General features: G+C 72.5%; 16 protein-coding genes. 10 read left to right on the top strand and 6 right to left on the bottom strand.

The window, feature by feature from the left end:
• Positions 1-79: 79 nt before the first annotated feature.
• Positions 80-1384: a glycosyltransferase family 2 protein gene (locus AF1_RS11215; protein ID WP_242608716.1), complete on the bottom strand. Its 1305-nt coding sequence runs from the start codon at positions 1382-1384 to the stop codon at positions 80-82.
• A gap of 311 nt (positions 1385-1695) precedes the next feature.
• On the opposite strand from AF1_RS11215, the gene AF1_RS11220 reads away from it, so the two are divergent.
• A complete protein-coding gene (locus tag AF1_RS11220) occupies positions 1696-3507 on the top strand; it encodes a glycosyltransferase family 39 protein (protein WP_242608715.1) in 1812 nt (603 codons plus the stop codon).
• A 31-nt stretch (positions 3508-3538) separates the two neighbouring features.
• Here AF1_RS11220 and AF1_RS11225 read toward each other — a convergent pair whose 3' ends face one another.
• Positions 3539-3841: a hypothetical protein gene (locus AF1_RS11225; protein ID WP_067796234.1), complete on the bottom strand. Its 303-nt coding sequence runs from the start codon at positions 3839-3841 to the stop codon at positions 3539-3541.
• A gap of 155 nt (positions 3842-3996) precedes the next feature.
• The gene (rsmI, locus tag AF1_RS11230) at positions 3997-4833 is read right to left on the bottom strand and encodes a 16S rRNA (cytidine(1402)-2'-O)-methyltransferase (RefSeq protein WP_067796237.1); all 837 of its coding nucleotides are present in this window, start codon (positions 4831-4833) and stop codon (positions 3997-3999) included.
• A gap of 98 nt (positions 4834-4931) precedes the next feature.
• Between rsmI and AF1_RS11235 the strand changes: the two genes are divergently transcribed.
• Positions 4932-6617 carry a dolichyl-phosphate-mannose--protein mannosyltransferase gene (locus AF1_RS11235; RefSeq protein ID WP_067796240.1) on the top strand — a complete coding sequence of 562 codons (1686 nt, stop codon included), beginning with the start codon at positions 4932-4934 and terminating at the stop codon, positions 6615-6617.
• A gap of 7 nt (positions 6618-6624) precedes the next feature.
• Here AF1_RS11235 and AF1_RS11240 read toward each other — a convergent pair whose 3' ends face one another.
• Complete coding sequence (locus AF1_RS11240) at positions 6625-7842, bottom strand: MFS transporter (RefSeq protein WP_242608714.1); 1218 nt, start codon at positions 7840-7842, stop codon at positions 6625-6627.
• Between the two features lie 88 nt (positions 7843-7930).
• On the opposite strand from AF1_RS11240, the gene AF1_RS11245 reads away from it, so the two are divergent.
• From AF1_RS11245 to AF1_RS11260, 4 genes are all read left to right on the top strand, one after another.
• Positions 7931-8938, top strand: coding sequence for a LacI family DNA-binding transcriptional regulator (locus tag AF1_RS11245; RefSeq protein WP_207393990.1), 1008 nt, complete (start codon positions 7931-7933; stop codon positions 8936-8938).
• Between the two features lie 79 nt (positions 8939-9017).
• Positions 9018-10052: a magnesium transporter CorA family protein gene (locus tag AF1_RS11250; protein WP_084262778.1), complete on the top strand. Its 1035-nt coding sequence runs from the start codon at positions 9018-9020 to the stop codon at positions 10050-10052.
• 59 nt (positions 10053-10111) lie between these two features.
• Complete coding sequence (locus AF1_RS11255; RefSeq protein ID WP_067796246.1) at positions 10112-10378, top strand: serine hydrolase; 267 nt, start codon at positions 10112-10114, stop codon at positions 10376-10378.
• A gap of 90 nt (positions 10379-10468) precedes the next feature.
• Entirely contained in the window at positions 10469-13165 is a 2697-nt protein-coding gene (locus tag AF1_RS11260) for an AAA family ATPase (protein ID WP_067796249.1), read from the top strand.
• Here the strand turns inward: AF1_RS11260 and AF1_RS11265 are convergent.
• A complete protein-coding gene (locus AF1_RS11265) occupies positions 13162-14469 on the bottom strand; it encodes an amidase (protein ID WP_067796252.1) in 1308 nt (435 codons plus the stop codon). The two genes, AF1_RS11260 and AF1_RS11265, sit on opposite strands and share 4 nt — an antisense overlap.
• 484 nt (positions 14470-14953) lie before the next feature.
• On the opposite strand from AF1_RS11265, the gene AF1_RS11270 reads away from it, so the two are divergent.
• The 4 genes from AF1_RS11270 (at position 14954) to AF1_RS35640 (ending at position 20131) form a co-directional block, all read left to right on the top strand.
• Positions 14954-17311: a phosphoketolase family protein gene (locus AF1_RS11270; RefSeq protein ID WP_067796256.1), complete on the top strand. Its 2358-nt coding sequence runs from the start codon at positions 14954-14956 to the stop codon at positions 17309-17311.
• Positions 17312-17327: 16 nt separating this feature from the next.
• Positions 17328-18395 carry an acetate/propionate family kinase gene (locus AF1_RS11275; RefSeq protein ID WP_067796260.1) on the top strand — a complete coding sequence of 356 codons (1068 nt, stop codon included), beginning with the start codon at positions 17328-17330 and terminating at the stop codon, positions 18393-18395.
• 217 nt (positions 18396-18612) lie between these two features.
• Complete coding sequence (locus AF1_RS35635; RefSeq protein WP_174548844.1) at positions 18613-19440, top strand: N,N-dimethylformamidase beta subunit family domain-containing protein; 828 nt, start codon at positions 18613-18615, stop codon at positions 19438-19440.
• Positions 19334-20131 (top strand): N,N-dimethylformamidase beta subunit family domain-containing protein, encoded by a 798-nt coding sequence (locus AF1_RS35640; RefSeq protein WP_308417536.1) that lies wholly within the window; start codon positions 19334-19336, stop codon positions 20129-20131. The genes AF1_RS35635 and AF1_RS35640 overlap by 107 nt, the downstream gene beginning before the upstream one ends.
• On the opposite strand, the gene AF1_RS11290 is transcribed toward AF1_RS35640, so the two are convergent.
• Positions 20132-20614, bottom strand: coding sequence for an Lrp/AsnC family transcriptional regulator (locus tag AF1_RS11290; RefSeq protein WP_067796269.1), 483 nt, complete (start codon positions 20612-20614; stop codon positions 20132-20134).
• Positions 20615-20673: the final 59 nt, after the last annotated feature.

Here is a 20673-nt window from a genome sequence, read left to right on the forward strand (position 1 = left end):
GGTCAAGCCTGTCATAGTGCGACCGGGACAGCGGCCCCGGGGCCGGCGGCGCTCAGCGGCTCGCCGGCATCGGCGGCCGTCAGCGCTCGGACGTGCCGTCCTCGCCGTCGGCCTCGGCCGCCTGCTCGGCCTTGGCCGCGGCGACCTTCTCCCCCGCCGGCTCGGCCTTGCGCTTGGCGGCCCGGTGCGCGGCGTCCACCACGCCCGCGGCCTCCTCCGCCGGGTCGGTGAGCGGCGGGTGCTGGCGGCGGCGGATGCCGAGGATGCTGACGAACAGCGAGGCGAAGATGGCCTGGAAGCTCACCACCAGCGCGGTCGCGGCGGGCACGACGATGCGCAGCGAGTGCCGCGGGTCCAATTCGCCGAAGCTGTTGACCCGCCAGTGCAGCAGCGACGCGATGAGGCCGCCGAGACCGGCGACCGCGAGCAGCCCGCCGATCAGCAGGCCGCGCTCCAGGCTCCACCAGTCGATGATCTTCTGGACCCGGCGGTCGTGCGGCAGGAATCCCTCCTGCATCGCGTAGACCTTCGTGAGCAGCGCGAACAGCACCGCCTGGAAGCCGATCACCACCGCCGCGGACGCCCCGACCAGGGTGTCGACGTCGAAGGCGATCTCCCCGACGGTGACCGGACCGGTGGACAGCGCGATCCCGGCGAGCAGGCCGAGGGTCATGAAGACCAGCCCGGGGATGAGGAACAGCCAGCGGGGGCTGTAGAGCATGAGGAAGCGCAGATGGCGCCAGCCGTCCCGCCAGGTGTTGAGATGCGGGGCGCGGGTCCGCCCGTCCGGCGACAGCGTCGTCGGCACCTCGCGGATGTCGTAGCCCTGCAGGGTCGCCTTGACGACCATCTCGCTGGCGAACTCCATGCCGCCGGTCTGCAGCCCGAGCCGCAGGATGGCCTCCCGGTCGAAGGCGCGCAGCCCGCAGTGGAAGTCGCCGATCTTGCTGCCGAAGAACAGCCGGCCGACGAAGCTCAGCACCGGGTTGCCGAGGTAGCGGTGCAGCGGCGGCATGGCGCCGTCGGCGATGCCGCCCTTGAACCGGTTGCCCATGACGAGGTCGGCGCCGTCCCGCAGCTCGTCCAGGAACGGGCCGAGGGTCGTGAAGTCGTAGGAGTCGTCGGCGTCGCCCATCGCGACGTACCGGCCGCGCGCGGACCGGATCCCGCCCATCAGCGCGTTGCCGTAGCCCTTGTCGATCACCGGCACGACACGCGCTCCCGCGTCCCTGGCGAGCTGCTGGCTGCCGTCCGTGCTGCCGTTGTCGGCGATGACCACCTCGCCGTCGATGCCGTTCTCTGCAAAGAAGCCGATGGTCTTACGGACGCAGGTCTCGACCGTTTCGGCCTCGTTCAGACATGGCATCACTACGGAGAGTTCCACGCGATCTCCTTCGTTACCCCTGGTGACCGTCTGCGGCGGTTTCCACTAATCTCAGTTGTTCCACGGGGCGGCCCGTCGTCGTTCATGATGCCTGCCGAGGACGGGTAATGATGGCCGCTCTCATCAAGAGCACCCGTATCGTGTTGCCCACTTGCAACCGAAAAAACCCTCTCCGCCACGGTCGCGGGCGGCAGGCTAGGACGTCAAGCATACGGGCACGGCGGCCCGGAAGGGGTAGGTCGGCTGTGACGCGTGCGGGAGAACGCAGTGCCACCGGAGCGGGGGCCGGACACCGAAGGGGAGGTGCGGCAGTGGCGGGGGAAACGCCGCGGGGCGCCGCGCTGGACGCGGGGCTCGGCACCGCGCTCGACGAGGCCGTGCTCGACGAGGCCGCACGAGCGGTCGATGACGCGTCCGCCGAGGTCAACGCGGTTGACAGCGGAACCGGGACGAAGGCGGCGGATGCCGCGAATGGGGCCGACGCGCCCGGCGGCCCGGGCATCGCGACAAAACCCGGCAAAGTTATCGAGGACGATCCGGAAACCGCTTCTGGGGCCGACCTTAAGAACGGCCGCGTACTCGGCGGAAAAAGGACCGGAGCCGCACGGACGGTTGGTGCGGCCTCCGCCGACCGGGCCGTTTCCGGTGGTCGGCGGCGGGCGCGCGGGCTGTGGACGCTGGCGCGCCGCAACCCGGCGTTCAGTGTGATCATTGCCACAGCGGCGCTGCTCCGGCTGATCGCGATGCTCGGCTACCAGCCGGTGATGTTCTTCAACGACAGTTTCGACTACCTGCACGTCGCGACCGACCCGTACCCGCACCCGCTGCGTCCCGACGGGTACGCGTTCCTGCTGCTCCTGCTCAAGCCGTTCCACAGCTTCGCGCTCGTCGCCGCCGTCCAGCACCTGATGGGCCTGGCCATGGGCGTGATGATCTACGCGCTGCTGCGGCGCAGGTTCGGCCTGCCCGGCTGGGGCGCCGCGCTCGCCGCCGCGCCGGTCCTGCTGGACGCCTACCAGCTCCAGCTGGAGCACCTCGTCCTGTCGGACACGATGTTCACGTTCCTGGTGCTGAGCGCGGTCACGCTGCTGCTGTGGCACGACCGCCCGTCCTGGAAGATCGCCGCGGCGGTCGGGCTGATCGTCGGGGCGGCGTGGCTGACCCGCTCGGTCGGGATGCCGGTGCTGCTCGGCGTGCTGGTCTACCTGCTCATCCGGCGCAGCGGCTGGAAGACCATGGCGATCACGCTGGCGGCGTGCATGCTCCCGGTGCTCGGCTACATGGGCTGGTACAAGGCCGCCGGCGGCAAGTTCGCGATCACCGAGAGCAACGGGATCTTCCTGTACGCGCGGGTCTACAAGTTCGCCGACTGCCACCGGATGAAGGACCTGCCGGTCCGCGAGTACCCGCTGTGCACCGAGCCGGCGAACCGGCTGCCCAACTCGCAGGACGGCATCTGGAACGCCCGGTCCCCGCTCAACCGCTACACCGGCACCCGGTTCAGCCCCGACAACAACGCGCTCGGCAACGACTTCGCCAAGCGGGCGATCACCGCGCAGCCCGGCGACTACCTGCAGGTCGTCGCGCACGACTTCTTCCGCGTCTTCCAGTGGAAGCGCTCGGTCTTCCCCGACCCGGCCACGTACTCGCAGTACGAGTTCGGCAGGACGGGCCGCCCGCTGCCCGACTGGCACATGGACGCCGACTCGATCGCCTCCGGCGAGGCCAGGTCCTACGAGCGCGGCAACGCCCAGACGCAGATCGTCGAGCCGTTCGCCGGGGTCGCCCGCGGCTACCAGGACGTCGTCTACCTGCGCGGGACGATGCTCGGCGGCATCCTGCTGATCGGCCTGGCCGGGCTGGTCCCGCTGTGGCGCCGGTTCGGCGGCGCCGCGCTGCTGCCGTGGACGCTCGCGACCGGGCTGCTGCTCGCGCCCGCGGCGACCGCCGAGTTCGACTACCGGTACGTACTGCCGGCCGTGCCGCTGGCGGCGCTCGCCGCCGGGATGGCGTTCACCGCCGAGGCCCGCGGGACCATCGCCGGATGGGGGCGCCGGTTCCGGCGCGCCGCGGCCCCGGCCGATGCCAAGGCCGCCAAGGCCGCCGAGCCCGCGGTCGACTGACCTCGCGGTGGCCCGGCCCGGTCGGGCCGGGCTACCAGGCGTGCATGCGGCGCAGGTGGAAGACCATCGCGACGTCGCTGCCGCCGCGGACCTTCGGGACCTCGCCCTCCTTGCCGCGCATCGCGGACAGCGCCTTGACGTTCTGGCTCTGGCAGGTCGAGCAGCAGCGGTCCATCCAGGGCGTCATGCAGGGCTGGCCGCCGCGCTCGTACAGGACGGCCTCGTTGCCGTGCCCGTCCCCGGTGTGGCGGACCTCGTACTCCTCGTTCCAGGTCGTCGCGCAGCTGAGGCACTCGAAGACCCATGTTTCGTGGCTCGTCCATGCATCCTGCACGGCATTCACCCCCTTCGGCGACCGTCTCGCGCGCGTCCCAAGTCACCCGCGTTCAGTTCCATGGTGGCTCCACCGGGCCCGTTCCGGCCCCCGTCGCCCACCACCGATCGGGTTATTCCCACGAAGAAGCGGGTCGAGCGGTCCTGTGCCGGTGACTATTTCCTGGCCTTGACAACGGCGTCGTAAACCGCGCGCTTCGGGGCGCCGTTCGCCTTGGCGACCTCCGCGATGGCCTGCTTGCGGGGCGTCCCGGCCTCCTCCAGGGCGGCGACGGCCGCGGCCAGGTCGGCCGGCTCGGTCAGCCCCGCCGGCTCGGGCGCGCCGCCGACCACCAGCGTGATCTCGCCGAGCACGCCGTCCTTCGCCCACGCGGCCAGTTCGCCGAGCGTCCCCCGCCGGACCTCCTCGTAGGTCTTGGTCAGCTCACGGCACACGGCGGCCGGGCGGTCCGCGCCGAACGCGTCCGCCATCGCCGCGAGGGTGGCCGGCAGCCGGCGCGGCGACTCGAAGAACACCATCGTCCGGGGCTCGGCGGCGAGGGCGGCGAGCCGCCGGGCCCGCTCGCCGGGCTTGCGCGGCGGGAAGCCCTCGAAGCAGAACCGGTCGGTCGGCAGGCCCGACACCACCAGCGCGGTCGTGACGGCGGACGGCCCCGGCAGCACCGAGATCGGCACGCCCGCGGCGACGGCGGCCCGCACCAGCCGGTAGCCGGGATCGGACACGCCCGGCATCCCCGCGTCGGTGATCACCAGGACGTCCCGCCCGGCGAGCAGTTCCTCCATCAGCCCCGCCGCCCGCGTCCGCTCGTTCTGGTCGTGGTACGACACGACGCGCGCGACCGGCTCCACGCCGAGGTCCCCCGCCAGCCGGCGCAGCCGCCGGGTGTCCTCCGCGGCGATCACCGGGACGTCCGCGAGCGCGGCCCGCAGCCGCTCCGAAGCGTCCTGCGGGCGCCCGATCGGCGCCGCCGCCAGCAGCAGGGTTCCCGTCACGCCCTCATTCTCGCAGGAAGCCCGGCCGGGCGACCCCACCCGGCGCTGAAAGTGCCCAAGGACCCGAAGGAGGAGGGGAATGCAAATAAACTCGCAGGATGGCGACGACGGATCTGGTCCCCGCCCCGGCCTCCGCGTCACGGCGCCGGCCGCCCCCGCTCCGGGAGTGGCTGGCCCCGGCGGTCCCGGGCAGCCCGGCGCTGTCCTGGCTGGGCGCCCTGCTGGTCACCGCGCTGGCCGCCTACCTGCGGTTCGACCGGCTCGGGTCGCCGAAGGCGGTGGTGTTCGACGAGACGTACTACGCCAAGGACGCGCTCGCCCTGCTGAAGTTCGGCTGGGAGCACAACACCGTCGAGAACGCCGACAAGATGCTGATCGCCGATCCGGACGCGCACATCTGGGGAAACGGTCCCGCGTTCGTCGCACATCCCCCGTTCGGCAAGTGGATGATCGCGATCGGCGAGTGGATGTTCGGCGCGACGCCGTTCGGCTGGCGGTTCATGCCCGCGCTGATCGGGACGCTGTCGGTGCTGATCCTGTGCCGGGTGGCCCGCCGGATGACGGGCTCGACGCTGCTCGGCTGCGCCGCCGGGCTGCTGCTCGCGGTGGACGGGCTGGCGTTCGTGACCAGCCGGGCGGCGCTGCTGGACATCTTCGTGATGTTCTGGGTCCTCGCCGGGTTCGCATGCCTGGTGAACGACCGGGACCGGTCCCGCCGCGTCCTCGCCGAGCGGATCGAGCACGGGGACGCCTCGGTGTACGGGCCGTTCCTCGCGCACGGCTGGCGCTGGGGCGCCGGGGTCTGCCTCGGTCTTGCCTGCGCCACCAAGTGGACCGGGATCTTCTACGTCGCCGCGTTCGGGCTGATGGTCGTCCTGTGGGACTACGGCGCCCGCCGCGCCGCCGGGGTGCGGGCCCCCTTCGCCGGAACGCTGGTGCTGGAGGCCGTCCCGGCGTTCGTGCAGCTCGTGGTGGTGGGGGTGGTGACCTACCTGGCGACCTGGTGGGGGTGGATCTTCAAGCCGGGCGGCTGGGGCCGGGGCACGGCGTCCGACACCCCGCTGTGGCGGCCGTTCGAGGCCATGCCGAAGCTCTGGCACTACCACGCGGAGATGCTCTCGTTCCACACGGGGCTGGACGCCAAGCACCCGTACCAGTCGTGGCCGTGGGACTGGCCGATCCTGCGGCGCCCGGTGGCGTTCTTCTACACCGAGCCGAAGTCGTGCGGCGCGGCCCGCTGCTCGCGGGAGATCCTCGGGATCGGCACGCCCGCGCTGTGGTGGGGCGCGCTCGTCGCCCTGGTCGTCATCGTGTTCATCTGGCTGTTCCTGCGGGACTGGCGGGCGGGCGCGATCCTGCTGGGGTTCCTCGCGGGCTGGCTGACCTGGTTCCCCTCGGCGTTCGCGAACCGGACGATGTTCCTGTTCTACGCGACGCCGCTGATCCCGTTCATGGCGCTGGCGGTCGTCCTGGTGCTCGGGTATCTGATCGGGCCGGCGCCCGCCGGGGCGGCGGGGGCGCACGCGGCCCGTCCGGACGAGGACCGTTCCGAGGACGGCCACACCCTCGCGCATCCTCCCGTCCCGTACGGGGAGGGCGGGGCCCACGCGTCGCCGGCGCCGGTCCAGGGAACGGGGTTGCGGCGGCTGATCGGCGCCTCCGCCGCGGGCGCGTTCCTGCTGGTGGTGCTGGTGAACTTCGCGTACTTCCATCCGATCCTGTCGGCGCAGACGATCCCGTACGAGGACTGGCACGCGCGGATCTGGTTCCAGTCCTGGGTGTGACGCGCGGCTAGGCCGTCGCCACGGCGGCCGTGCCGGGGCGCAGCGCCCGGCCGCCGAGCAGGCAGAGGGCCAGTGCGAGGACGCCGCCCGCCCCGGCGCCCGCGAACGCGCCCGGGACGCCCGCGGCGTCCTGCCCGACGCCGGCGACGAACGAGCCGAGCGACCCGCCCGCACCGACCGCGGCGACGACCCACGCGAACGCCTCGGTGACGGTCCCGGCGGGCGCGAGCCGGTCGACGAGGGTGAAGCTGCACGCCAGCACGGGCGCGAGGAAGACGCCGGACACGAACGCGAGCACCGACATGACGGGCAGCGCGGGCGCGAGGACGAGCGGGAGGTAGCCGGCGGCGAGGGCGGCCAGCAGCCACGGCAGCCGGCGGTGCGGCTCACCCGCCCACGGCCGCGCGCCGTAGCAGATCCCGCCGGTGAGAGCACCGCCCGCCATGCACGCCAGCAGCAGGCCGGACGCGAGGCCGCTGCCCTGTTCCTCGGCGTAGGCGACGACGGCGACGGCGTAGACGCCGAGCGCGATCCCGGCGCAGGCGAGGGACAGCAGCAGGACGCGCAGGCCCGGGGAGCGCAGTGGCCCGGCCCAGCCGGCGGCGCGCGGCTCGCCGCGCCACCGGCGGGACGGCCCGGACAGCGACACGACGAGCGTCCCGGCGATGCCGAGCACGCCGGTCAGCAGCAGCGCGGTCTCGGTGTTGACCGCGGCCGCGGCGACGACGAGCAGCGGCCCGACGGTGAAGAGGATCTCCTGGGCGGCGGCGTCCAGGGCGTAGGCGGCCTCGACCTGTTCGGGGCCGTCCAGGACGTCGGGCCAGAGCGCGCGCAGCCCGGCCTCCAGCGGCGGGGTGGCGAACCCGGCGACGAACACGGCGGCGACGGCGACCGGAAGGGGGTCGGCGCCGGCGGCGGCGAGCAGCGCGAAGCCCGCGGCGGCGGCGCAGGCGGCGGGCAGCAGGACGGGCGGCTGGCCGCAGCGGTCCATGACGCGGCCGAGGACGGGCTGCCCGGCGGCGGTCGCGAGGCCGAGGATCGCGGCGAGCGTCCCGGCGAGGGGGTACCCGCCGCCGTCCGCCCGGACGTGCAGCACGACGGCGAGCATGCCCATCCCGTTGGGCAGCCGGCCGAGCAGCGTGCCGCCGAGCAGCCGTGCCGCGTACGGCCTGCGCAGGAAGACGACATAGCCGTGCATGCCACTAGCCCCCGGGATCGCCGTCATACGTATTACCGAACCAGTCATACGTACCACTTTCCGGGACCTCGGCTCTAGTCTGTTTTCGTCACAATGTCCGCCCGGGGAGGTGCAGGTGCCGGCAGTGAGCCGTCCGACCAGCAAGGACGTGGCTCAGGAGGCCGGGGTCTCGCAGTCCACGGTCTCCCTGGTGCTGGGCGGCAAGTGGAGCGGGCGCGTCTCCCCCGCCACCGCGCGCAACGTGCGCAGCGCGGCCGAGCGGCTCGGCTACCGGCCCAACCAGGCGGCCCGCAACCTGCGCCTCGGCACCACCCGGACCGTCCTGCTGATGGTCCCGACACTGTCCGCGCCGTTCTTCGGGCCCGTCTACACGGGCGCGGCGCGGGTCGCGGCCCGGCACGGCTTCGGCGTGGTCGTGTCGACGTGGCCGGACGACGCGGCCGGTCCCGCCGACAGCCCGTTCGGGTCGGACGAGGCGATCGACGGCGTCCTCGCCTCCTCGATGGCCGCCGGCGCCCTGGCGGAGTTCCGCGGCACACCCGCCGTGATGCTCGACAGCGGCCCGGACGATCGGCCCGGTGACCGCGTCCCCACGGTCGACTTCGGCGTCGCCGACGGGATGCGGGCGATCGCCGGGCATCTCGCGGAGCTCGGCCACCGCCGCTTCGGGCATGTGGCCGCCGCCGTCGACCAGTGGACGTTCCACGCCCGCGCCGAGGCCCTCGCCGCCGCCGTCGCCGGCCTGCCGGGCGGCGCACTGACCCGGGCGCGGTGCGCGATCGACGTCACGTCCGCCAGGGACGCCGCGGCCCGCCTGCTGACCGGCCCGGCCCGGCCGACCGCACTGGTCTGCGACGACGACCTGATCGCGGCGGGCGCCTACAAGGCGGCGCGGGCGCTCGGCCTGGACGTCCCGGCCGACCTGTCGGTCACCGGGTTCGACGACGTGCTGCTCGCGACCGCGCTGGAGCCGGAGCTGACGACCGTCCGGCTGCCCGCCGAGGAGCTGGGCGCGCAGGGCATGACGGCTCTGCTCGACCTGCTCGCCGGCCACCGCCCGGCCCCCCGCGTCCTGCCGGGCGAACTGGTCGTGCGGGACTCGACGGCGCCGCCCCGGGGATAGGGCTCCCCTGCCACGGGGAGAATCGAGGTCACACCCCCGCGCTTCCCGGTGAACCGGAAAAGCCAGGTATAAGAGTCGCATGGGATCCCGTCCGTGCGAGACCGATATCGACGAACATCCGGAGAACCACCTCGGTACCGCGCCGCCCCGGACCCGGGCGTGGCGCAACGGCGAGGTCGTGGCGGAAGGGTTTCCCGTCGCCGAGGTGAGGGACCACCTGGCCGGCCCGGACGTCGTCGTGTGGCTCGATCTGTGCGGGCCGCGCCACGAGGACCTGCGCGTCGTCAGCGACGAGCTGGGCCTCGACCCCGTCGCGGTGGAGGACGCGGTGTCCCGGCACGAGCGGACCAAGCTCGACCGGTACCAGGGGTATGCGTTCCTCAACGTCTACATCCCGCGGGTGGACGACGACGGCCTGACCCTCCACGAACTGTCGGCGTTCATCACCGAACGCGCGCTGGTCACGGTCCGGCAGGACACGCGCGTCGACGTCGACGAGCTCATCCGGCGCTGGGACGGCAGCCCCGACATGGACGCCGGCGAGCCGACCACCGCGCTCCTGCTGCACGGGATGCTCGACCTCGTCGTCGACCTGCAACTGGAGGCCGTGCAGGCGCTCGACGACGAGGCCGACGCGATCGAGGACCTGGTGTTCGACGACAGGTTCCCGGTCAAGGAGATCCAGCGGCGCAGCTACCGGCTGCGCAAGAACCTGACCGCGCTGCGGCGGGTGGCGCTGCCGATGCGGGAGGTGCTCAACACGCTGCTCCGCCGCGACCTCCGGTTCGTCCCGGTGTCGCTGGTGCCCTACTTCCAGGACGTCTACGACCACACGCTGCGCGTCGGGGAGTGGACCGACAGCCTGCGCGACCTCGTCGCCGACCTGCTCGACACGCGGCTGGCGCTGCAGGGCAACCGTATGAACGACGTGATGAAGAAGGTCACGAGCTGGGCGGCGATCATCGCGGTGCCGACCGCCGTCACCGGGTTCTACGGGCAGAACGTCCCGTATCCCGGTTTCTCGCAGTATGCGGGGTTCATCGCGAGCACCGTCATCATCATCGTCTGCAGCGCCGCCCTTTACATCGTCTTCAAGCTGCGCGACTGGCTGTGACCGCCTCCCCCCGTGCCCCGCGTCCGGCGGGCTAGAGGGAGCGCGGGAACTTCGCCACGATGGGGGCGGCGGCCTCGGCGCCGGTGCCGCCACATCGGCTGGCGTCCGGTTTCCCCTACGACGATGTCGTGGTCAGCGGCAAGACCGGCACCCTCCCGACCCTCCGCAACGAGGTCGGCGCCGTCGAGCACCCGGACGGTGCCCGCTACGCGGTGGCCGTCTTCACCCGCGCGCTCCTGCCCGCGGCCGTCCTTCCCCGGGCCGACGCGGTGATCGGCACCACCGCCCGGCAGGCCATAGAGTTCCTCCGCCGCCCCGGCCGCTGACCCGGTGCCCGAGGGCGGCGGAATGAGCCCATCCACGGCGTTGTAATACGTAGGCTGTATCCCGGTTTTTACCTGTCTTGGGAGTGTTCTTTGCGGCTGCCGGAGCATCTGGAGCTACTGCTCACCGACGAGCCGGTGCTCGACGTCTACGCGCATGGTCCGTGGCGTGTGCCGGACGGGCTGTTCGAGGAGATCTCGGCGCGGATCGACGGGCTGGCCGCCGATCCGCGGGCCGTGGACCTGACCACCGACGAGCACAAGCTGCTGACGTTGCCGGCGTCGCTCGTCACCGCCGAGATCTTCGGCATGCTGGCGTTCCTGCCGGGCGGCGGCGCGATCAAGGCGGGGTCGTGGTCGCAGCTGCCGGAGCGGCTGCTGTACCGGCATCTGGTGAATCCGGGGCCGCTCAGCACGCGGATGACGCGTTGGGACGCACCGGGCGGGCGGTGGCGTCCGCCGGTGGACTGGCTGATCGAGGCGCCCGACCGGGGCGCGGCGATCGAGCTGGCGCGCGACTGCCTGGCGCTGCTGGAGGGCATCGAGCCGCTGGAGGAGCGCCGCAAGGCGCTGCTGCGGCTGTACGACGACCCGCCCGAATGCGACATCAGCCTGCCCAAGATGGAGTTGCGCGAGCACTGGCACGCGCACGCCGGGGACGACATCGTCGCGGCGGTGCCGGAGCTGCTCGGCCCGGTCGGCTATCTGGAGTGGGTGTGCGCGGGGCTGCTCGCGTCCTATGAGCATCTGACGGACGTGGCGCCGCGTGACGAGAGCGTCGAGGTCCATCTGATCCAGTTGCTCTTGCAGGGCAGCATGGAGCACGTCCCGCCGGAGCTGGCGGTCGCGCTGGGCGAGGACCGGTACGGCGAGCTGCAGCAGCGGTTCGCGGTGGAGCGCCGCGGGTTCAAGGCGGGCGCGTGGCAGGAGCGGACGCGGACGTGGCTGGTCCAGGCGCTGGTCGCGGGGGCCGCGGACGCGTGCCGGGGCTGGCTCGACATGGCCATGAGGTTCGTCGCGGTCGTCCAGGGGCTGCCGGGCGACCCGTGGTTCCCGAAGTCGGAGTGGATCCCGGTCGGCCAGTTCCAGACGGACCTGCGGCGCCTCTACGCGCCGCGCCGCCGCGTCGTGAACCCGCTCACCGAGACGCTGCAGAGCGCGCCCGCGGCGGGCGGGGCGGCCGAGGACCGGCCGGGGACGCGGCCGCAGATCGCGACGTCGCTGGTCGGGCAGCCCGAGGTGAGCGCGGTCCTGGACGAGCTGACCCGCGGCACCGAGCCCGTCCGCCTGCTGATCTGCGGGCCGGACGGCACCGGCAAGCGCGACGCCGCGCAGGAGCTCGGCCGGGCGCTCGCGCTCGGCCGCGATCCACACTGGATCACCGACAACCTGTTCGCCGGGCAGCGGCTGCCGGACGCCGTCGCCAAGCTGCACGCTGACGCCCGCGACTGCGCCGGCGACCGGCTGCTCGTCATCGACGGCCTGGACGGCATCGTCACCGATCCCGGCAACGGGGAGGCCCTCGCCGCGGAGCTGCACCGGCTCCTCGCCGTCCATCCCGACCTGCATCTGGTGGCGCTGTGCGACATCGGCGGGGAGGAGCGCATCCGGGAGGTCAATCCCGTACTGCCGCACCGGTTCCGGATCACGCGGACCCGTCCGTTCAGCGCCGACGGCCACGCCGAGCTGTTCCGCCGGGCGCTGGACGCGCGCGGCGTCCGCGGCACCCGGCCGGCGATCGCGGCGGCGGGTGCGCTGCTGGCCGAGACACCGCCCATGCAGACGCTCCGCCACGCCCGGCTCGCCCCGCATCTCGCCGACCAGGTCGTGGCCGCCGTGCGCAAGCGGGCGGGGGACGCCGAACCCGTCGTCCGCAAGAGCGACATCCCCGACATGCTCGACATCTCGCGGGCCTCCGGGAACCCGCTGAAGGAGCTGCACGACCTCACCGGCCTCGACACCGTCAAGCACGAGATCGCGCTGCTCGTCGCCGGGACGCACGCGGCGCGGCTGCGCAGCGAGTCCGGGTTGAAGATCACCCCGCCGACCCGGCACATGGTGTTCACCGGCAACCCGGGGACCGGCAAGACGATGGTGGCGCGGCTGCTCGGGCGCATCTACAAGCGGCTCGGGGTCCTGTCGTCCGGGCATCTGGTCGAGGCGTCCCGGGCCCATCTCGTCGGCGAGTACATCGGGCAGACCGCGCCGCGCACCCGCCGCCTGGTGGAGCGCGCGATCGGCGGTGTCCTGTTCATCGACGAGGCGTACACGCTGACGCAGTCGCCGCTGAAGGGCGACTACGGACACGAGGCGATCGCCGAGCTGGTCAAGCTGATGGAGGACCACCGCGACGACCTCGTGGTGGTCGTCGCCGGCTACCAGCAGGAGATGGCGGAGTTCCTCGCCGCCAACCCCGGCCTGGACTCGCGGTTCCCCAAGCAGATCCACTTCCCCGACTACACCGACGACGAGCTGATCACCGTGTTCGGGCAGCTCGCCGCCGCGGACGGGTTCGAGCTGGCGCCCGGCACCGAGGAGGTGCTGCGGGCGATGCTGCGCCGCGCGCCGCGCGGCCCGTCCTTCGGCAACGGCCGGCTGATGCGCAACATGCTGGACATCGCGGTCGCCAACCAGGCGGACCGGGTCGCGTCCGCCGCCGTGGGCGCCGGGAAGGAGCGCGGCGGCGAGCCGGCCGAACCGCCCACGCGGGAGGAGCTGGTCACGCTCACCGCCGACGACCTGCCGCCGCTCCTGGAGCACCCGGAGGAGTTCTTCGGCCTCTACCTCTAGGCGGGCCGGCTCCGGGCGGGGCCGGCGAGCCGTCCGGCGGCGTCGAACAGCACGCTCTCCGCGCCGCGCCGGGCGATGAGCTGCGCGCCGACGGGCAGGCCGCCGGCCGTCCCGGCGGGGACGCTCAGCGCGGGCAGCCCCAGCACGTTCCACGGGAAGGTGAGGCTGACCAGCAGCGCCGTGAGCGGGCCCTGCGCGGCCTGCGTATCGCCGATCCTCGGCGCGGTGATCGGCATGGTCGGCATCGCCAGGTAGTCGTAGCGGTCCAGCAGTTCCGCGATCTCTCGCGCGAACCGTTCCCGCTCGCGCAGCGCCCGGACGAGACGCCACCCCGGCATGCGGGCGGACTCCTCCAGCCGCTTCAGGGTCACCGGCTGGTACCGGCCGGGTGCCTCCGCGACCCGTTCGGCGTGCACGTCGTACGCCTCGCTGAACTGGATCGCCAGGAACACCTGCCGCAGCCCGGCGAAGTCGAGCCGCTCGGCGGGCGCGTCCGGGAACAGCGCCCGGACGGTCCGCGTCACCTCGGGGTCGGCGGCGGGCGGCTCGATCCAGGCGACGCGGGCGTGCGGGGCGCCGTCGTCGGCCGGGGACGGGACGGCCCCGGCCGGCCCGGTCAGCGCCCGGTAGGCGGTCCGGCAGTCGGCGGCGGACCCGGCGAGGAGGCCCACGTGGTCGAGCGAACGCGACAGCGGGAACACGCCGCCGGCCGGGATGGCGCCGTAGGCGGGCTTGAACCCGGCGATCCCGCAGAACGCGGCCGGGATGCGCACCGACCCGCCGGTGTCGGTGCCGATCGCGAGCGGAACCGTCCCGGCGGCGACGGCGGCGGCGCTGCCGCTGCTGGATCCGCCCGGCATCCGCTCCCGGTCGCGGGGGTTGCGGACCGGCCCGGTCACCGACACGTCGCCGGTGGCGCCGAACGCGAACTCCTGCGTGCCGGTCTTGCCGACGATCACCGCGCCCGCGTCGCGGAGCATCGTCACGCACTCCGCGTCCTTCTCGGCGACGTGCCCGTCGAAGTGCGCGGACCCCATCCCGGTCGGCAGGCCGCCGACGTCGATGATGTCCTTCACCGCGACGGGGATACCGTGCAGCGGGCCGCGGTCGATCCCGGACGCCAGTTCCCGGTCCGCCTGCTTCGCGGCGGCCTCGGCGCCCTGCGGGTCGAGGGTGACGAAGGCGTTCAGGTCCGGGTCGACCGACTCCAGGGCCCGCGCGAGGAGCCCCTGCGCCGTCTCCTCGCCCGAACGCAGCGCGCCCCCGAGATCCGCCAGCGTCCGTCCGATGAAGAACCCGCGCATACCGCCTCCTGCCTGGTTGGCCCTACCGGTCTGGGTAGCACACCGGGCCCTCTCCACGGCAAATCCGATATTCCGGTCGTGGCGTTCCGTGCCTGATCCGTCGCTCTTCGTGGACCGTTCGTCGCAGACGTGCTACCGCTGAGCGACCGTCCGCCCGGAGCCGTGAACCTACGCGCGAGTACGGGGGAGGCTGCAACGCACTCGGCCGTGACGTTCCCACCGGTTCTGCTGGGGGGCGAGGCGGAGCCCGCCGCCCGGCGCGGTGCCGCCTCTGTAATCGGTGACGTCCGCCCGCTCACCGCGGTGCCTTCGACGCCGGACGCCGGCGTCGAAGGCACCGCGCGACGCTTCGTTGATCACGCGGGGACTTTGGCCCCTGTGCGCAGGATCCCTCCCATGATGGGCTCTTCACGACGGTTGACGGCGCCGGAGCGGGGGACGTGATCCATCTATGAGGCGGTACCGACACCGGGGGGAACGCGCCATGGCCGACTCCGTGATGTCCGATGACGAGGTGCGGGCGCTCGACGCGTACTGGAGAGCCGCCAACTACCTGTCCGTCGGGCAGATCTACCTGCTCGCGAACCCGCTGCTCCGCGAGCCGCTCTCGCGGCGGGACATCAAGCCGCGGCTGCTCGGGCACTGGGGCACCTCCCCCGGCCTGAACTTCTGCTACGCGCACCTCAACCGGACGATCAAGGCCCGCGACCTCGACATGATCTACATCATGGGGCCGGGGCACGGCGGTCCGGCGGCGGTCGCGAACGCGTGGCTGGAGGGCACCTACAGCGAGGTGTATCCGGAGGTCTCGCAGGACGCCGAGGGCATGCGCCGGCTGTTCCGGCAGTTCTCGTTCCCGGGCGGCATCCCGTCCCATGTCGCGCCGGAGACGCCCGGTTCGATCCATGAGGGCGGTGAGCTGGGGTATTCGCTGGCGCACGCGTTCGGGGCGGCGTTCGACAACCCCGGCCTGGTCGTCGCGTGCATCGTCGGGGACGGTGAGGCGGAGACCGGGCCCCTCGCGGCGAGCTGGCACTCCGACAAGTTCCTCGACCCGGTGAAGGACGGCGCCGTCCTGCCGATCCTGCACCTGAACGGCTACAAGATCGCGAACCCGACGGTGCTGGCGCGGATTCCCGAGGAGGAGCTCGTCCAGCTGTTCGACGGGTACGGATACCACCCGCTGCTGGTCAGCGGGGACGAACCGGAGTCCATGCACCGCAAGATGGCCGCCGCGCTCGACCAGGCGCTCGACGAGATCGCGGACATCCAGCGCGGCGCCCGGGAGGAGGGCGTGTCCGAGCGGCGCCGCTGGCCCATGATCATCCTGCGCTCCCCCAAGGGCTGGACCGGCCCGAAGGAGGTGGACGGGCTGCCGGTCGAGAACACCTGGCGGTCCCACCAGGTGCCGCTCGCGGGCGTCCGCGACGACCCCGGCCACCTCGCGCAACTGGAGCGGTGGCTGCTCTCCTACCGTCCGGACGAGCTGTTCGGCGAGGACGGGCGTCCCGTCGAGGCGCTGCGGGTCCTGGCTCCCGAGGGCGCGCGGCGGATGAGCGCCAACCCGCACGCGAACGGCGGGCTGCTGCTGAAGCCGCTCGCCCTGCCGGACTTCCGGGACTACGCCGTGCCCGTCGACAAGCCCGGCACGACGACCACCGAACCGACCCGCCGGCTGGGCACGTTCCTCCGCGACGTCGTGGCGGCCAACCCGTCCAACTTCCGCATCATGGGCGCGGACGAGACGGCGTCCAACCGGCTCGGCGACGTGTTCGAGGTGACCGACCGCGTCTTCACGGGCGAACGGCTGCCCACCGACGAGCACCAGGCCGCGTCCGGCCAGGTCATGGAGGTGCTGAGCGAGCACCTGTGCCAGGGCTGGCTGGAGGGCTATCTCCTCACCGGGCGGCACGGGCTCTTCAACAGCTACGAGGCGTTCGTCCACATCGTCGACTCCATGTTCGGCCAGCACGCCAAATGGCTGAAGGTGACCCGGCACCTGCCGTGGCGGCGGCCGATCGCCTCGCTGAACTACCTGCTGTCCTCGCACGTGTGGCGGCAGGACCACAACGGCTTCACCCACCAGGACCCCGGCTTCCTCGACGTCGTGATGAACAAGAAGTCGGAGATCATCCGGGTGTACCTGCCGCCGGACGCGAACACGCTGCTGTCGGTCGCCGACCACTGCCTGCGGTCCCGCGACCACATCAACGTGGTCGTCGCCGGGAAGCAGCCCGCGCTGAACTGGCTGCCGATGGACGCCGCGATCGCGCACTGCACCCGCGGCATCGGCATCTGGGAATGGGCGTCCACGGACGGCGGCGCCGATCCCGACGTCGTGCTGGCCTGCGCGGGCGACATCCCCACCCTGGAGACCCTCGCCGCCGTCGACCTGCTCCGCCGGTTCTTCCCCGACCTGCGCGTCCGGGTGGTGAACGTGGTCGACCTGATGCGGCTCCAGCCGTCCAGCGAACACCCGAACGGCCTGACGGACCGCGAGTACGACGCCCTGTTCACCACCGACCGGCCCGTCATCTTCGCGTTCCACGGCTACCCGTACCTCGTCCACCGGCTCACCTACCGCCGCACCGGGCACCCCCTCCTGCACGTCCGCGGCTACAAGGAGGAGGGGACGACGACCACCCCGTTCGACATGGTCATGCTGAACGACCTCGACCGCTACCACCTGGTCATGGACGTCATCGACCGCGTCCCCTCCCTCGGCGGGCGCGTCGGCCACATCCGGCAGCGGATGGTGGACCAGCGCCTCGCCATGCGCACCTACACGCGCGAGCACGGCGAGGACGCCCCCGAGGTCAGCGACTGGACGTGGTCGTACTAGGGAGGGAGCCGTACCGATGCGGGTCCTCACGGTCAACCCGGGGTCGAGCAGCCTGAAGGTGAGCCTGCTCGACGCGGACGACACCGTCCTCGCGCGGGACTCCGGCCCGAGCCGGGAGACGGGGCCGATGGCCGCGGGCATGCCCCATCCGGACGCGATCGGTGTCCGCTTCGTCCATGGCGGCACGGATTTCACCACGCCCGTCCGCATCGACGCCAAGGTCGCCGAGCGGCTGCACGAGCTCGCCGACCTGGCGCCGCTGCACCAGCCGGCGTCCCTGCGGGCGCTGCAGGAGGTCACCTCGGCGCTGCCGGACGTCCCGGTGGTCGCGTGCTTCGACACCGCGTTCCACGCGACGCTGCCGCCCGCCGCCGCGACCTACGCGCTGCCCGCCGGATGGCGCGAGCGGTACGGCCTGCGCCGCTACGGCTTCCACGGCCTGTCGTTCTCCTACGCCACCCGGCGGGCGGGCGAGATGCTCGGCGCGGCCCCGTCCCGGATGGTGATCTGCCACCTCGGCGCCGGCGCGTCCCTCTGCGCCGTCGCGGACGGCCGCTCCATCGACACGACGATGGGCTTCACCCCCCTCGAAGGGCTGGTCATGGCCTCCCGGGCGGGCAGCATCGACCCGGGCATCCCGCTGTGGCTGATCAGGCACGGCGTACCGCCGGACGAGGTGAACCGGGCGCTGGAACGCGAATCCGGGCTGCGCGGCCTCGCCGGCACCGGCGACATGCGCCGCATCCGGGAACTCGCCGAAGAGCGCGACGTCACCGCCCTCGCCGCACTGGACGTCTACCACCACCGGCTTCGCGCCTGCGCCGCCGCCATGACCGCGTCCCTGGGCGGCCTGGACACCCTCGTCTTCACCGGCGGCATCGGCGAACACGACCCGTCCGTCCGGATGCGCCTGGCGGAGGACCTGGCTTACCTGGGCGTCTCCATCGATCCCGGCCGCAACACGTCCGTGGACGGCGACGGCGACCTGACATCCGGCGGCGCGCCCGTCCGCACCCTGGTCATCACGGCCCGCGAAGACCTGGAAATAGCCGCCGGAGTCAGGCGGGCACTGAACTCTGGGTAAGAACATCCCCGAATGTCCGGACGCATGTGCCGCACTTCCGGGAAGCCTCTGAAAGGCCGGCGCGCTCCCCGACGAGGGTTTTGCAAAGGGCTGCCGACCACGTGTTTTGAGTGATTTGATCAGTTTTTACGATTCCTGGCATACTCATGCGGGAATTAGCGGCGGTGGCAGTCGATCACGCGGTAAAGCGGCAGTCGGTTTACGGGGGGAGATTGTCGTGAAAAGTCGCGTGCGCCGGGTGGCGGCCGTACTCGTTCCCATGCTCGTTCTGGTCGCGGCGTGCTCGCCCGCGTCCGGTCAGCGGGACGCGAAGCGGCCGGTGGCCGCCAAGACGGCCGGCGCCGCCGTGCGGAAGAGCGAGAACGAGCAGCCGGGGACGCCGGGGTGGCGGATCCGGCACAAGGGCGCCGAGCACGAGATCGTGGGATACGCCGACCACGTGAGCGTGCTGCCGGGCGGGAGTTTCCGGCTGTTCGTGTCCACGACGACGCCCGGCTTCACCGCCGAGGCGTTCCGGATGGGCTGGTACGGGGGCGCGCAGGCGCGGAGCGTGTGGCGGTCCGAGCGGCAGCCGGGAGTCCGGCAGGCGCCCGCCAAGGTCGAGCAGAGGACGCGGACGGTGTCGGCGGCGTGGCGGCCGTCGATGACGGTGTCCACGGCCGGGTGGCCGGCGGGAAGCTATCTGATCCGGCTGACCGCCGCGACGGGGGCGCAGCGGTTCGTGCCGATCACCGTCCGGTCGCCCGGTGCGCAGGGACGCGTGGTCGTGCTGAACGCGACCACCACCTGGCAGGCGTACAACATGTGGGGCGGCTACGACCTGTACAAGGGGCCGTCGGGCGGGCTGAACGACCGGGCCACCGCGGTCAGCTTCGACCGGCCCCTACGACGGGAACGGCGCGGGCAAGTTCCTGGCGTACGAGCAGCCCGCGATCGCGCTGGCGGAGAAGCTCGGCGTGCCGCTGGCGTACGCGACCGACAACGACCTGCACGCCGACCCCCGCCTGCTGGACGGGGCCCGCGGGCTGCTGACCCTGGGGCATGACGAGTACTGGTCGTCCGCCATGCGGGAGCACGCCACGCAGGCCCGCGCCAGGGGGGTCAACATCGCGTTCCTCGGCGCCAACGCGGTGAACCGGCACATCCGGTTCCAGAGCACGGCGCTGGGGGCCGACCGGCTGGTGGTCTGCTACAAGGACGCCGGGTCCGATCCGATGTCCGGGAAGAACCCGGCCGAGTCCACGCAGGACTGGCGGCTGCCGCCGATGCCGCGGCCCGAGAGCGACCTCATCGGCATCCAGTACGTGTGCTTTCCGGCGGAGGGGGCCTTCACCGTCCACCGGCCGGACTTCTGGCTGTTCCGGGGCACCGGGGTGCGGAAGGGGACGCGGTTCCCGGGTGTCATCGGGCCGGAGGCGGACGCGCTCAACCGCGGCGGGCCCACGCCGTCCACCCTGGAGATCGTCGCGCACTCCCCGATCGCGTGCGGGAACGGGGCGGCCGGCGCGGACGCCTCGTACTACACCGTCAGGAGCGGGGCGGGCGTGTTCGCCACCGGGACCATGCGCTGGGTGTGCTCCATGCGCGGCCCCTCCTGCGGGCACGGGGTCACCGAGGCGGGACGCAGGTTCGTCACCCAGGTGAGTTCGACGCTCATCACGGCCATGGCGGCCGGGCCGCTCGGGAACCGTTATCCGTCCCGTCCCAACCACGGGGAGTTCACCGGCACGCCGTGATCACGTGGCGCGGGCGCGTTTCTCCTCGTCCTCCAGGAGGGGGCCCAGGCGGAACGGGACCTGGTGGGTCAGGACGATCGAGGTGGTGCTCCGCCGGACGCCGGGACAGGCCAGGATCGAGTCGATCACCTCGTGCAGCTGCTTGCCGTTCGGGGCGACGGCCCGCACCAGCAGATCGCCCTGCCCGGTGATGCCGAGGACCTCCAGGACCCGCGGGATCTTCGCGAGCGCGAGGGCCGCTTCGCGCAGCCGGCCCTGCGCCACCTCCAGCGTCACGAACGCGGTCAGCTCGAAACCGATCGCACCGAGATCGACCTCCCGGCCGCGGTGCCCGATGACGCCCTCGCGTTCGAGGCGCTCGACGCGCGCGTGCGCGGTGTTGCGGGCGATGCCGAGCTTGGCGGCCAGTTCGGTGACGCCGATGCGCGGCTGCTCCACCAGGCGGCGCAGGATCTGCAGGTCGAGGAGGGTGGTACGCGTCACAATGCTCAGCTCCGCCGGGTAACTCGTTTCTGACTTGAGCAATCCGCTCAATTATCGAC

It is taken from the genome of Actinomadura formosensis NBRC 14204, from assembly GCF_001552155.1.
GTDB classification, from domain to species: Bacteria; Actinomycetota; Actinomycetes; order Streptosporangiales; family Streptosporangiaceae; genus Spirillospora; species Spirillospora formosensis.

Excerpts from the sequence above, each read along its gene's own strand:
- AF1_RS11275 (WP_067796260.1), top strand. The coding sequence starts at position 17,328 with ATGCGGGTCCTCACGGTCAACCCGGGGTCGAGCAGCCTGAAGGTGAGC.
- AF1_RS11235 (WP_067796240.1), top strand. The coding sequence starts at position 4,932 with ATGGCGACGACGGATCTGGTCCCCGCCCCGGCCTCCGCGTCACGGCGC.
- AF1_RS11265 (WP_067796252.1), bottom strand. The coding sequence starts at position 14,469 with ATGCGCGGGTTCTTCATCGGACGGACGCTGGCGGATCTCGGGGGCGCG.
- AF1_RS11250 (WP_084262778.1), top strand. The coding sequence starts at position 9,018 with ATGGGATCCCGTCCGTGCGAGACCGATATCGACGAACATCCGGAGAAC.
- AF1_RS11270 (WP_067796256.1), top strand. The coding sequence starts at position 14,954 with ATGGCCGACTCCGTGATGTCCGATGACGAGGTGCGGGCGCTCGACGCG.
- AF1_RS11240 (WP_242608714.1), bottom strand. The coding sequence starts at position 7,842 with ATGACGGCGATCCCGGGGGCTAGTGGCATGCACGGCTATGTCGTCTTC.
- AF1_RS11255 (WP_067796246.1), top strand. The coding sequence starts at position 10,112 with ATGGGGGCGGCGGCCTCGGCGCCGGTGCCGCCACATCGGCTGGCGTCC.